General features: G+C 64.2%; 12 protein-coding genes. 4 read left to right on the top strand and 8 right to left on the bottom strand.

The window, feature by feature from the left end; genetic code table 11:
- Window positions 1-4: 4 nt before the first annotated feature.
- The 3 genes from CH292_RS06690 to CH292_RS06680 are packed head-to-tail and all read right to left on the bottom strand — an operon-like array spanning window position 5 to window position 2,771.
- Window positions 5-979, bottom strand: a complete 975-nt coding sequence (locus tag CH292_RS06690) for an ABC transporter substrate-binding protein (RefSeq protein WP_026347448.1) — start codon at window positions 977-979, stop codon at window positions 5-7.
- Between the two features lie 32 nt (window positions 980-1,011).
- A complete protein-coding gene (locus CH292_RS06685) occupies window positions 1,012-1,809 on the bottom strand; it encodes an amino acid ABC transporter ATP-binding protein (RefSeq protein WP_094654358.1) in 798 nt (265 codons plus the stop codon).
- On the bottom strand, window positions 1,806-2,771 hold the full coding sequence (locus tag CH292_RS06680) for an amino acid ABC transporter permease (protein ID WP_094627760.1): 966 nt from the start codon (window positions 2,769-2,771) through the stop codon (window positions 1,806-1,808). The genes CH292_RS06685 and CH292_RS06680 overlap by 4 nt, the downstream gene beginning before the upstream one ends.
- Window positions 2,772-3,232: 461 nt before the next feature.
- On the opposite strand from CH292_RS06680, the gene CH292_RS06675 reads away from it, so the two are divergent.
- A complete protein-coding gene (locus CH292_RS06675; RefSeq protein ID WP_094654357.1) occupies window positions 3,233-5,116 on the top strand; it encodes an HNH endonuclease signature motif containing protein in 1,884 nt (627 codons plus the stop codon).
- Here the strand turns inward: CH292_RS06675 and CH292_RS06670 are convergent.
- Window positions 5,095-6,321: an amidohydrolase gene (locus tag CH292_RS06670; RefSeq protein ID WP_094627762.1), complete on the bottom strand. Its 1,227-nt coding sequence runs from the start codon at window positions 6,319-6,321 to the stop codon at window positions 5,095-5,097. The genes CH292_RS06675 and CH292_RS06670 overlap by 22 nt on opposite strands.
- Window positions 6,322-6,616: 295 nt before the next feature.
- On the opposite strand from CH292_RS06670, the gene CH292_RS06665 reads away from it, so the two are divergent.
- The 3 genes from CH292_RS06665 to CH292_RS06655 all read left to right on the top strand — a co-directional run bounded on the left by CH292_RS06665 (window position 6,617) and on the right by CH292_RS06655 (window position 8,853).
- Window positions 6,617-6,916 carry a WhiB family transcriptional regulator gene (locus CH292_RS06665; protein WP_256977962.1) on the top strand — a complete coding sequence of 100 codons (300 nt, stop codon included), beginning with the start codon at window positions 6,617-6,619 and terminating at the stop codon, window positions 6,914-6,916.
- A gap of 87 nt (window positions 6,917-7,003) precedes the next feature.
- Window positions 7,004-7,762, top strand: a complete 759-nt coding sequence (locus CH292_RS06660) for an HAD-IIA family hydrolase (protein WP_371828087.1) — start codon at window positions 7,004-7,006, stop codon at window positions 7,760-7,762.
- Window positions 7,762-8,853, top strand: a complete 1,092-nt coding sequence (locus CH292_RS06655) for an isochorismate synthase MenF (RefSeq protein WP_094627765.1) — start codon at window positions 7,762-7,764, stop codon at window positions 8,851-8,853. Before CH292_RS06660 ends, CH292_RS06655 begins: the two co-directional genes overlap by 1 nt.
- Window positions 8,854-8,855: 2 nt before the next feature.
- Here CH292_RS06655 and CH292_RS06650 read toward each other — a convergent pair whose 3' ends face one another.
- The 4 genes from CH292_RS06650 to CH292_RS06635 are packed head-to-tail and all read right to left on the bottom strand — an operon-like array spanning window position 8,856 to window position 11,940.
- Entirely contained in the window at window positions 8,856-10,079 is a 1,224-nt protein-coding gene (locus CH292_RS06650) for an O-succinylhomoserine sulfhydrylase (RefSeq protein WP_170945256.1), read from the bottom strand.
- An 11-nt stretch (window positions 10,080-10,090) separates the two neighbouring features.
- Window positions 10,091-10,504: a rhodanese-like domain-containing protein gene (locus tag CH292_RS06645; protein WP_019663194.1), complete on the bottom strand. Its 414-nt coding sequence runs from the start codon at window positions 10,502-10,504 to the stop codon at window positions 10,091-10,093.
- A 12-nt stretch (window positions 10,505-10,516) separates the two neighbouring features.
- The gene (locus CH292_RS06640) at window positions 10,517-11,044 is read right to left on the bottom strand and encodes a hypothetical protein (protein WP_094627767.1); all 528 of its coding nucleotides are present in this window, start codon (window positions 11,042-11,044) and stop codon (window positions 10,517-10,519) included.
- A 29-nt stretch (window positions 11,045-11,073) separates the two neighbouring features.
- Window positions 11,074-11,940: a TauD/TfdA family dioxygenase gene (locus CH292_RS06635; RefSeq protein WP_019663192.1), complete on the bottom strand. Its 867-nt coding sequence runs from the start codon at window positions 11,938-11,940 to the stop codon at window positions 11,074-11,076.
- Between the last annotated feature and the right edge of the window lie 320 nt (window positions 11,941-12,260).

Genomic DNA, 12,260 nt, shown 5'->3' with positions numbered 1-12,260 from the left:
CCGATTATCCAGCCTTGCGCGGCAGACCCGGCGGGTTGACGACCGATTCGGTGACTGCCTCGTCCTTCAGGCCCCACCGGTCGATGACCTTCTGGTAATCACCGGTCTCGATCGCATGGTCGATCGCCTCCTGCACGGCCTCGATGAGCCCGTTGTCCTTCTTCGTCGTCACGGCGATCTCACCCTGCAAAGCGTCGCCTGCTCCGGAGACCGTGCCGATGATCTTGCTCTCGCCACTGGTGGCAGCGTGATAGACAGCGCTCGGGTTCGGCCCGACGTAGCCGTCGATGCGACCGGAAGACAGTGCGAGGTAATAGTCGGACGTGTTCTGGTAGTAGGCGATCTCGGCCGGAGCCAACCCGTCGGCGATGTTGGCCTCGTTCCACTCCACCAGCAGCTGCTCCTGGTTGGTACCCGATCCGACACCGATCTTTTTGCCCGCGATGTCCTCTCGCTTGTCGACAGTCCAGTCCGTGTCCTTCTGCGTCTCGAACGCGAGGTTGTCCAGACGGTACGTCGCGAAGTCGTACTTGTCCTTGCGCTCCTCGGTGACCGTGACGTTCGAGATGAAGACGTCGTTCTCGCCCGAGTCGATCTTGACGAAGTTCTGCGCCCAGTCGGCGACGGTGATCTCGGGCTTCAATCCCAGGATGTCGGCAATGAGGATGCCGAAGTCGACCTCGGATCCGACGACGGTGGTGTCGTCGGTGGCGTAGAAGCGCAGCGGCGGGGCAGTTCCGGATGTTCCGGCGATGGTCAGCACGCCGCTGTCACGGATCGCCTGCGGAACCTTGGCTGCGATGTCGTCCACCTTGTCGGCGTGGACGCGGCCTTCCTGCTCCGGCGAGAGATCGAAGGTCTGACCTGTCTCGGTCACCACCTCGGATTCCGCCGCCGGCTCGCTGCATGCGGTGAGGGTCACGGCCGCAGCAGAGAGTGCAGACGCGAGGACAATAAGTCCCCGGTTGAATCTGGGCATGGTTGTTCCTTGTGTTGTGTGGGTGTGGAGGTCTAGAGAACGTGCGCGAGAAAAGCTTTGGTGCGCGGTTCCTGTGGATTGTCGAGCAGTTCGGAAGGAGTGCCTTGTTCGACGACCTGCCCGGCATCCATGAAGACGACGGTGTCGGCGATTTCCTTGGCGAATCCGACCTCGTGGGTCACGATCACCAGGGTCGCGCCTTCACGGGCCAGTCCTCGGATGACTTCGAGTACCTCTCCGACCAGCTCGGGGTCGAGGGCCGACGTCGGTTCGTCGAACAGAATCACTTTGGGACGCAGAGCAAGTGCGCGTGCGATCGCCACACGCTGCTGCTGCCCGCCCGACAGGCGTCGTGGATAGTCGTGTGCCTTGTCCTTCAACCCGACGCGCTCGAGAAGCGCGAGCGCCTCGGGTTCCACGTCGGCACGCTTGCGCTTCTGCGCGGACACCGGAGCTTCGAGCACGTTTTCGAGAACGGTCAGGTGCGGAAACAGATTGAAGTTCTGGAACACGAAACCGATCTGCGAGCGCTGCCTCAGGATGTCCTTGTTGCTGAGCTCGTGCAGTTTGTTGCCCCGACGACGGTATCCGACGAGGTCGCCGTCGACACGGACCGTTCCCTGATCGACCTTCTCGAGGTGGTTGAGGCTGCGTAACAGCGTCGACTTGCCCGATCCGGACGGACCGATGATCACCGTCACCTCGCCGGGCCGGACGACGAGGTCGACACCCTTGAGGACCTCGAGTGGTCCGTAGGACTTGTGCACGCCCCGGACCTCGACGGCGTACTTGCTGTTCTCGGTGGGCGTGGTGGCGTCGAGCGTCGTCATCGCGTAGCTCCTCCGCGCGGCGGTGCGGTGATCTCGGCAACCCGCTTGCGAATCTTCTGGATCGGCGTCAGGGGAATGGTCCGCACCGCGCCTTTGGCGTAGTGCCGTTCGACGTAGAACTGGACGACGGACAGAACCGAGGTCAAGATGATGTACCAGACCGTCGCGACCATGAGCAGCGGAACGACGCGGCCGTTACGGCCGTAGATGACCTGCACCTGGTAGAACAGCTCGGCGATCGCCATGACGGACACGATCGAGGTCCCCTTGAAGAGGCTGATCACCTCGTTGGCGGCATTCGGCAGGATGCCCCGCATCGCCTGTGGCAGAACGATCTTGAAGAACTCGCGCCGCTTCGGGATACCCAGCGCGGCAGCGGCTTCGAGTTGACCCTGGTCCACCGAGATGATGCCGGCACGGACGATCTCGGCCGAGTACGCCGCCTGATGAAGAGCAAGACCGATGATCGCGGCCGTCGATCCACTGATGACGTTGTTGACGTTGAACTCGAAGAACGCAGGACCGAAGGGAATTCCGAGCGTCAATGTCTGATACAGGTACGCGATGTTGAACCAGAACAGAAGCTGCACGATCAGCGGAATGGACCTGAACGCCCAGATGTAGAACCACGAAATGACCTGCAGAACAGGGTTGTTGGACAACCGAGCGACAGCAAGACCGATACCGATCGCGAACCCGATCAGCGTGCCCCAGAACGTCAGCTGGATCGTCAACCACAGCGCGGACATGACCGACGCCGCCGTGAAGTACTGAGCGAACGTCGTCCAATCCCAGCCCGGGTTGGTGGCCAGACCGTGGACGAACTGCGCCACGAGTACGAGAACCACCACGCTGACGATCCAGCGGAACGGGTGCCATTTCTTGGCGACGATCAGATCTTCGTCGTCGACGGTCGGTTCTGCGGCGGCGGGCCGCGCGTCCAATTGAGTCACCGGATCCACCGGGTGTGAGCATGCATGATCGAAGCCTTTGCCGAGGTAAGTAGAGCGAGGGGTGGTGCGATGCGGGTAGCGCGCTAGCTACAGCAGTACGTCGCGATACGGCACAGGTCGACGTGCAGACGACGCCACTGGGTCCGGTACAGCGGTGCGCTGTTCATGTGTCCTCCATCGGTCCTGGCGGTAGCACCCACACCTACCGTGAGGCAGGGGGTTGCTGCGACGTCGTAGAGCCAAGACGGGAGTGGAGCCTGCGGAACGACCAGTGGCCCAGTCTCGGTCGCTCTGGATGGTGACAGGAATGTATTCGCTCGATAGTGCAACCGTCAAGTCAGCGCAACCGATTTGTGCAGCGGCGCTTGACGTTAGGGTTCGAATCACCCTGATTTCAAACCTTGCATCCAGGAAGACGGATTGTTCGGAGTGCGTTGCAATCGAACACATGTTCGAGTACGTTCGAAGCCATGGGGAAGCCGGGGGGCATCGAAGAGCGGGTACGGAGCGAGGCCGACGCGGCTGCGCATATCCTCGACGGCCTTGCAGAGTCACGCAGGGCCGAAAACCGAGCTTCGGCCGAACTGATCCGCGGCCTGTACGCACTCGGAGAGTTCAGGCTGGCCACCGAGGCGGATATCCACAGCCAGGGCGGCGAAGCGGACGTGACACTCGCGCAGCGAGCCGTCGAATGCGAGGCCTCGGTGACTCTTGCTCTGTCGCGCACAGCGACTCGCGAGAGACTGATCGTGGGCAGGGAATTGGAGGAGCGACTCCCGGCCATCCTCGACGCATTCAGAGCGGGCGACCTCGACTATCAACGGGTTCGCACCGTCGCGCTCGTGCTGTCGAAAGCGAGCGACAACACCGTCCGCGGGATCGAAGCAGATGTTCTGGCCTCTGCACGTCGGTGCAGTATCCGTCGATTGCGCGAGCGCATCTGGGCGCACTGGTTCGACTACAACGAGGCCGAAGCACTGGCGGCACGCAAGGCAGCAGAATCGGAAGAACGGTGCGCATCGATCAAACACGGCGCCGACGGAATGGCCACTCTGTTCGCAAAGATGACCGCTCTCGAAGGCGTGGAATGCAATTCGGTTCTCGACGAGATCGCAGGCACGGTCTGCGCGCACGACCCGCGTTCCACGAGACAGCTGCGCGGACATGCTCTGGTTGCCTTGCCCCACCGCGACGAGGCCATCGCGTGCCTGTGCGGCAGGGAGGATTGCCCTGTCCGCGGATCGGGCTACCTCGGCCGGAGGCGTCGCCCTCACCTCCTGCAGATACTGATCAGCGCGGAAACACTGCTCGGTTTGGCCAGCGAACCCGCGACCCTCGGTGACGGCACCGTACTGGACCCCCACACGGCACGCCTCATCGCAGGCGACGCCCGCTGGCAGATACTTCTCACCGAATTTCTCGACGCCGCCAAGGCACAGAAAGCTGCTGCCGACGACAGTTCAGGTGACACGACACCCGAACCCGAGCCCGAGCCCGAGCCCATTACCGGATCACCAGGTGAGCCGAGAGCCTTCCGCATCATTGCACGGGGCCGAACCCGTTCAGCCGCCACACTTCCCGATCCGAATCAGGCGAGGACCGGCCGTAACGGCGCCGGACGAGATGTTCGTCTGTCGGCTGCCATCGACGCATTTCTGGCCGCTGTCGGCGAAAACCCCTCGCTTGCCTCCGGGATACACCCGGACGGTCACGGAGGGTTCAGCGAACCCCCTGCCGGTGCACTGACGTACCGGCCGTCGGCCGAGCTGGCCGCGCTGACGCGTGCAACCCATTGCACCTGTACGTTCCCTGGGTGCAGTGTGCCCGCCGCGCAGTGCGAGATCGACCATGTCGTTCCGTTCGATCACACCGACCCGCTGGCCGATGGGTGGACCGTTGCGTCGAATCTGCAGCCGCTGTGCGCGTTTCACCATCAAGCCAAAACCATGAAGCTCTGGGCTGCCGCGAAACTGGACGGCGACAGTGTGTTCTGGACATCGCGCTCCGGTCTGCGAAGAATTACACCGTCCTCCTTCGGCACGGTGATGGTCCCGGGCAACGGTGTACCCGCGCGCAAGAACAAACGCACACGCACGCCCCGACCGACCGCCCCCACCGGCGATCCACCCGACGAGCTGTATGCACCCACGTGGTGGGAAACGTACATCGGTGAGTACAGCGAATACGGCGACGTGGCCGACACCGATCGGGCTGCCTACGTGCCGTCGCTCGGTGACATCGCGCGACTGACAGACCCCACGGCACGTGCCGACGCGATTTTCCTCCGAGAACGATTCCTCGAACATCGCGCAGTCGTGACCGCGCGTGAACGCTACCGGCCGCCGCCGTTCTGACGAACAGGCGGCACGACCGAATTCAACGCTGCGAGCGCAACCGAGGTGAACGCTCGCACCCCGACGTCGATGGCGACGTCGGGGTCGGGCGCGTACCAGGGGCTGTGACCGTTCGGCACCGGAACCCTGCTCGCCACTTCTTCCGCCAGACCGGTGCCGAAGTACCAATAGACAGACGGGACACCGAAACTGGTGCCGTATTCGCCGAAGTCCTCCGAACCGGTGACCGGGTCGACCACGGTGAAGCCGTGCTCGCCGAACTCGGTTTCGAGCGCCGATCGAACGGTCTCGAATGCGGCGACATCGTTGACGTTCAGCGGGAAGTGCACCGTGTGCTCGAATTCGGGTTCTGCCTGGAGGCCGCTGGCCTGGGCTTCGGCAACGACGATTCGACGCACGGATCGCTCGATCAGAGACCGCACCTCCTCGGTGAACGACCGAGCGTTGACGGTGAACGTCAATTCGTCGGGAAGGATGTTGCTGACGGTGCCCGCATGAATCGTGCCCACCGATACCACCGCCGTCTCGTTCGGCGGAACCTCCCTGGACACGATGGTCTGCAAACGCAGGATCATCGACGCCGCCAGCACGACGAGATCGACGGTCTTGTGCGGACCGGCAGCATGCCCACCGTCGCCGCGCAGAGTTATCTGCCAGGTATCGGCAGCGGCTTGCAACACCGCGGGCCGTGACCCGACGGTGCCCGGAGCAAGTGCGCCGCTGGCATGCTGCCCGAGCACGATGTGCGGGGTCGGATGATCGTCGAAGATTCCCGACGCCAACTGCGCGCGTGCCCCCGATCCGACCTCCTCCGCAGGCTGGAAGATCGCGACGACGGTGCCCGACCACCGGTCCCGCACCGCCAGGAGCCTGTCGATCGTGCCGATCAGCGACGTGATGTGCACATCGTGGCCACAGGCATGCATCGCACCGGTAGTGCTCGCGTACGGAACGCCCGTCTGCTCCGCGATGGGCAGCGCATCTATGTCCGCGCGAAGGCCGACCACCGGCCCCGGCCCGTTCTCCAGCGTCGCGACGAGACCGGTCACGGTGTCCGACGTGGACACCTGAAGTCCGCGGCCGCGTAACTCGTCGGCGATCACGGCCGTAGTCCGTCTCTCCTGGAACGCCACCTCCGGCCAACGGTGGAAATCCTCGTACAGTTCGCGCAGTCGAGATGGCCGCACCGCCGCCAACGTCGTCATCCAGATCTCCCGTCGAGTGAAGACACTTCGGTCAGGAGGTTAGTTCCCGTACCTTCACATCTCCCTGGATTCGACGCCAAGAGAAGTGCACGATTGCCCTGAAGGCCCACGAAGACAATGCTTTTCGCGCACTCGGAAAACTCAGAATCAGGCTGATTCTATTGCCGGTCTCGGCAGAGGCGCTGTCACCACTGAACACCGTTGCCCTACGCGGTCACCAGATGTTCACTCCATCATTAGACGCTCGATGATTCGAAACCTTCTCCGTGGTCTGCAGGAACGCCATCATCGGTTCATGGCCCCAACGACAACAGCATGGCAGTGGCAGTTGGACGCGGTTTGCCGTGGGCACGGCACCACCGAAGACTCCGCAGGCCCCGATCCGATCTCCGATGTGTTCTTCTCCCCGTCGGGCGAAGGCAGGACCGAACGGCGCCAGCGCGAGAACAGGGCGAAGGTGCTGTGCGAACAATGCCCGGTCATCGTTCAGTGCCGTCAGTTCGCCCTCGCGACCAACGAGCCGTTCGGAGTGTGGGGTGGAATGACCGCCCGCGAACGGGCCCTGCGGCGCACGGCACTGAAGAAAGCCGGCTAGATCGCACTTCCCGCGAGTGGAAAACGTCGCGAGTGGAAGACTGTAGGGGTGAGCGACACGGACGAGCCCCAGCGTTGGACCTACCTGATGGACATGGACGGTGTGCTCGTCCACGAGGATCACCTCATACCCGGCGCCGACGCGTTCGTCGCGGAGCTGCAGGCGAACGAGATTCCGTTCATCGTGCTCACCAACAACTCGATCCGCACACCCCGCGACCTGCGCGCGAGGCTCGAACGCACCGGCCTGAACATCCCCGAGAAGTCCATCTGGACGTCGGCACTGGCGACGGCCAACTTCCTGGGGAACCAACGTCCCCGCGGCAGCGCGTACGTCGTCGGCGAATCAGGTCTGACGACGGCGCTGCACGACATCGGATACGTGCTCACCGACTCCAACCCGGACTACGTCGTGCTCGGTGAGACCCGCACCTACTCGTTCGAGGCCATCACCACCGCCATTCGCCTCGTCGAGAAGGGCGCTCGGTTCATCGCCACCAATCCCGACGCCACCGGGCCGTCGCGAGAAGGCTCCCTGCCCGCGACGGGGTCCGTCGCAGCCCTCATCACCAAGGCAACCGGCAAAGAGCCGTACTACGTCGGGAAGCCGAACGCGCTGATGATGCGCTCGGCGCTGCGCGCCATCGGCGGTCACTCCGAAAGCACGCTGATGATCGGTGACCGCATGGACACCGACGTTCTCTCCGGACTCGAAGCAGGCCTGCAGACCATCCTGGTACTCACCGGAATCTCCACGAAGACGTCCGTCGAGAACTACCCGTTCCGCCCGACGAAGGTGATCAACTCGGTCGCCGATCTCGTCGGCCGGACCCAGTCGCCGTTCTGATGGCGCCCTCGCCCACCGGTACACCGACCTTCGTTCTGTCACGCAGCACCTACAACGTCGAAGCAGACGGAGTGGAGAACGCGTACGCGTCGACGGACGACGCCGTCGCAGCCGTCCGCAGTGGAACGCCCGTCGTCGGTGCCCTGCCGTTCGACGACGCCGACCCGGTGGCCCTGACACACCCGACATCACTGCATCGAACCGACGGTCCCTGGCGAGCGTTCACGACTGTGCTGCCCCGGGTCCGCGTCGGAGAACAGATCCCTTCTGCGGAGGAACACGTCGCGCGCGTGCGCGCACTGGTGAACAGCATGCGCGACGGGTCGGTGCAGAAAGTGGTGCTGGCGCGATCGCTCCGATTGTTCGCCGACTCCCCGATCGACCCCATGGCCCTGCTCGGCACCCTCGTCGAGAAGGACGTCCTGGGAAACGGCTATGCCGTCGACCTCTCCGCAGCGGGGGCAGAGCATGCGGGCTCGTACCTCGTCGGGTCGAGCCCGGAGCTGTTGATTCGGCGCCACGGCCGCGCCGTGACATGCCATCCATTCGCCGGAACCGCGGCGCGCAGCGACATCCCCGACGAGGACGCCGCCATCGCCGCTCGCCTCGCAGCCAGCGCCAAGGACCAAGCCGAACACCGATTCGTCGTCGACGAGATCAGGTCCGCACTGGAACCGCTGTGCAGCGACCTCGACATCCCGCCGGAACCGCAGCTCAGCAGCACCCCGCAACTGTGGCACCTCAGCACACCCATCACCGGGACTCTGCGCGACGCGGCGACGACCTCGCTCGATCTGGCGATCGCCCTGCATCCCACACCTGCCGTCGCGGGCGTACCGCGCCGGGCGGCGATGGACGCGATCAAGCGGATCGAAGGACCACGGGGCTTCTACGCAGGCGCAGTCGGATGGGCCGACGCCGTGGGTGACGGTGAATGGATGGTGGCCATCCGAGGCCTCGAACTCGCCGCCGACGGCCGCTCGGCCCTCGCCACCGCCGGCGGCGGGATCGTCGCCCAATCCGACCCCGACGCCGAACTCGCCGAAACGACAGCCAAGTTCCGAACGGTACTGGCCGCCTTCGGCGTCTGAGCTCAGCCGAGCGCCTGCTTCAGGTCCGCGATGAGATCCTCGGTGTCCTCCAGGCCGATCGAGATACGAACGACCCCGTCGGAAAGACCCACTGCAGCACGGCCTTCCGGCCCCATGGCGCGATGCGTCGTGGTCGCAGGGTGCGTGATGAGAGTCTTCGAGTCGCCGAGGTTGTTGGAGATGTCGACGACACGCAGAGCGTCGAGCAACTCGAACGCACGCTTCTTGCCTTCCCCCTCGGGAGCAGCGAGCTCGAACGTGACGACGGTTCCGCCGCCCGTCATCTGACTCTTCGCCAGCTCGTGCTGCGGATGTGACTCCAGGAACGGGTATTTCACCCACGACACCGCAGGATGGGATTCGAGGAACGTCGCGATCTCGAGCGCCGACTGCGTCGAATGACGCACCCGAACCGGCATGGTCTCGAGACCCTTGAGCAGCGTCCACGCGTTGAACGGGCTCAGCGCAGGGCCGGTATGACGCATCAACGTCTGCACCGGGCCCTCGATGTACTCCTTGCTACCGAGAATCGCACCACCGAGGACACGGCCCTGGCCGTCGATGTGCTTGGTGCCGGAATACACCACCACATCCGCACCCAAATCCAAGCTCTTCTGCAGCAACGGCGTCGCGAACACGTTGTCCAACACCACCGTTGCGCCCGCCGCGTGAGCAAGCTCGGACACACGCCTGACGTCCACCAGCGACTGCATCGGGTTCGACGGCGTCTCGAAGAACACCGCAGTCGTCGGTACCGACAGCGCCTCTTCCCACTGCGCGTTGTCTTCACCGTCGACGAACACGGTCTCGACGCCCCACCGCGGGAGGATCTCGTTGCACACCACGAAGCACGAACCGAACAAGCTGCGCGCAGCCACCAGACGGTCACCCGCCTTCAACAGCGCACCGAGGGCCGTGAACACCGCCGACATACCGCTGGAGGTACCGAAGCACGCCTCGGCGCCCTCGATCAACCGCAGTCGCTCCTCGAACATCTTGACCGTCGGATTGCCGTACCGCGAGTAGACGAAATGATCGATCTCCCCGGTGAACGCCTGCTCGGCCGCACCTGCGCTCTCGTAGACGAAGCCCGACGACAGATACAACGCTTCCGCATTCTCGTCGAACCCGGACCTCATCAACCCGCCGCGAACACCCAGCGTTCCCTGCCCCACACCGTCAGGCAGCTTCTTGTCGAAGCCTCCGCCCTTGGGCAGGCCCGGAATCCTCTGCTCGCTCACTGCTGCCTCCACGGAAGTCCTACTGCACGCCACCCGACGACGCCGCGGTGACCGTCGGCGTCGGTTGCACCCTCGAAACCGTCGAGCACGTTGTAGGACGGGCCGATACCCGCGGCCGTCGCGGCCTCCGCCGCACCGATGGAACGCTGACCGGAGCGGCACAGGAACACCACCGGGCGCTCGCCGTCGACACCGGCTTCCTTCAGCTGATCGACGAAGTTCTCGTTCCGCGCGCCGTTCGGGTAGCTCACCCACTCGATCAGGTGAGTGGGCCGCTCGATCGACGACGTGTCCGGGACGCCGACGTACTGCCACTCGGCGTGCGTGCGGACGTCGACCAGAACTGCCTCGGGATTGTCACGAAGCAGCTCCCAGGCCGCCTCCGGGGTTATGTCACCTGCGTAAGTCACGGATCAAGCCTTTCATACGTTGCACACCAGCCATTTGTCGTCGACGCGGACGAACTTCCACACCTCGCTCGACGTAGCCCCGGTCTTCTCGAACTTCGTCGGCACCGTGACGACCCCGCGGTCACCGTTGATCTCGTACTCACTGGGAGCCCCGTCGACCACAAGTTTGCCGTTCTCCTCCACATCGGCAACCCGAGCGTCGGTGTAGTCCTGATCGGACCCGGTGACGAGGCTGCTCACCTGCTCGTCACAGGTGACGGCGCGCAGAGCGTCGGCGTCGCCCTCGTTCTGGGCGTCGACGAACTCGGTGATGCTGTCGGTGAGCAACTGAGCCTGAGTGACGTTGTCCTCGGCGGGAGCGAACCGAGCCGCGAGAAAGATTCCGGCGAGCATCACGACGACGATGCCGACGGCGATCAGAAACGGCCACGCGTTCGGCGGGCGGCGTTCACCCGACGCGGCAGCTGCTGCAGACGCGTTGTTCTGCGCTTCCTCACGACTGTCGACCCACTGTTGCCTACGTTCACGCCACGACGCCATGGCGACAATCTTCCCCGCCCGGCAAACCTCTAGTGCTGCTGGGGTCCGACTGGAATGTCGCCGCGCAGGGTGATGCGGTGCATCTTGCGGTGCTCGGTGCCGTAATCACGGTTGGCGTAGTGCGAGGTGCTCCGGTTGTCCCACAGCACCAGGTCACCGAGACGCCAGCGGTGACGCACCACGTGCTCCGGCTTGGTCAGATGCGCGTACAGGAAGTCGAGGATGCCCCGACTCTCCGCCTCGGAGACACCGACGATGTGCGACGTGAAACCAGGGTTGACGAAAATGCCCTTGCGACCGGTCTCCGGGTGCACCCGAACAACCGGATGCTCGACGGGTACCAGCGCAGTCACCTCTTTGCCGTCCCAGACGTTGCCCTTGCCTCCTCGCTTCTGCGCGAGGTAGTAGCCGAACTCGCGGTTACCGTCGTGCACCGCGGTCAGCTGGTCGATCATCTGCCGCACCGGCGCAGCCAACGACTCGTAGGCGAGCTGACTGTCCGCCCAGTTGGTGTCACCCCCGTGCGGAGGGAGGACGACGGGCCGCAGAATCGACCCCATCGGCGGACGCTCCATGAACGTCACGTCCGTGTGCCAGATGTCCGCGAACCCGTTGTCCTGACTGTCGAGGGCATAGACCTCGGCAGCGACATGACCACTGTCGTGCACCGGATGCCCCGCCGTCAGCTCGCCGAGCCGTCGACCGAAATCGATCTGCCCCGCATCGTCGAGGGACTGCCCGCGCAGTACCAGAACCTTGTGCTCGACCAGTGCGTCGCGCACCGCTCGAATGTGCGCATCGGACGCCGACGCCACATCGAGCCCGATCACCTCGGCACCGAAACTCGGGCCGAACTTGTCGAGCGTGAGTGAAACCGTGGTTTCCACAGTGGTCATGTCTGTCCTCGATTCATGATGGTCGCGGACGTTTCGACGGCGAGCCGCATGGCCCGTCCGCGCCGAGACCGTGGTCGGTGCAGCCGTACTGGATGTGTGACGAAAGAAGCGAAGGGCGCTCAGAGGGCCCGGTGCGCGGGAGAGGTCACCGACAACACATGGTGGTGCAGGTACGACAAAGGTCCAGGGCGATTCGCCGGACCAGGAATGTCGTCTGCATGATGCAATTCCTACCTGAAACCGGGAAATAGCTCAAGTCCGGATGCCTTGGAGTGTGCCCGGAGTGCGACGTAGCCTTGAGTGACGACCACCAGCCCAGA

Source organism: Rhodococcus sp. 14-2470-1a, from assembly GCF_002259425.1.
GTDB classification, from domain to species: Bacteria; Actinomycetota; Actinomycetes; order Mycobacteriales; family Mycobacteriaceae; genus Rhodococcoides; species Rhodococcoides fascians_E.
The sequence above is the reverse complement of the archived record's forward strand: the minus strand, read 5'-3'. Positions and strand labels throughout refer to the sequence as shown.

What these genes read in the sequence shown, in the direction of transcription:
- CH292_RS06675 (WP_094654357.1), top strand. Translation starts at nt 3,233, where the DNA reads ATGGGGAAGCCGGGGGGCATCGAAGAGCGGGTACGGAGCGAGGCCGAC.
- CH292_RS06655 (WP_094627765.1), top strand. Translation starts at nt 7,762, where the DNA reads ATGGCGCCCTCGCCCACCGGTACACCGACCTTCGTTCTGTCACGCAGC.
- CH292_RS06640 (WP_094627767.1), bottom strand. Translation starts at nt 11,044, where the DNA reads ATGGCGTCGTGGCGTGAACGTAGGCAACAGTGGGTCGACAGTCGTGAG.
- CH292_RS06690 (WP_026347448.1), bottom strand. Translation starts at nt 979, where the DNA reads ATGCCCAGATTCAACCGGGGACTTATTGTCCTCGCGTCTGCACTCTCT.
- CH292_RS06670 (WP_094627762.1), bottom strand. Translation starts at nt 6,321, where the DNA reads ATGACGACGTTGGCGGCGGTGCGGCCATCTCGACTGCGCGAACTGTAC.
- CH292_RS06635 (WP_019663192.1), bottom strand. Translation starts at nt 11,940, where the DNA reads ATGACCACTGTGGAAACCACGGTTTCACTCACGCTCGACAAGTTCGGC.
- CH292_RS06665 (WP_256977962.1), top strand. Translation starts at nt 6,617, where the DNA reads ATGGCCCCAACGACAACAGCATGGCAGTGGCAGTTGGACGCGGTTTGC.
- CH292_RS06685 (WP_094654358.1), bottom strand. Translation starts at nt 1,809, where the DNA reads ATGACGACGCTCGACGCCACCACGCCCACCGAGAACAGCAAGTACGCC.
- CH292_RS06660 (WP_371828087.1), top strand. Translation starts at nt 7,004, where the DNA reads ATGGACATGGACGGTGTGCTCGTCCACGAGGATCACCTCATACCCGGC.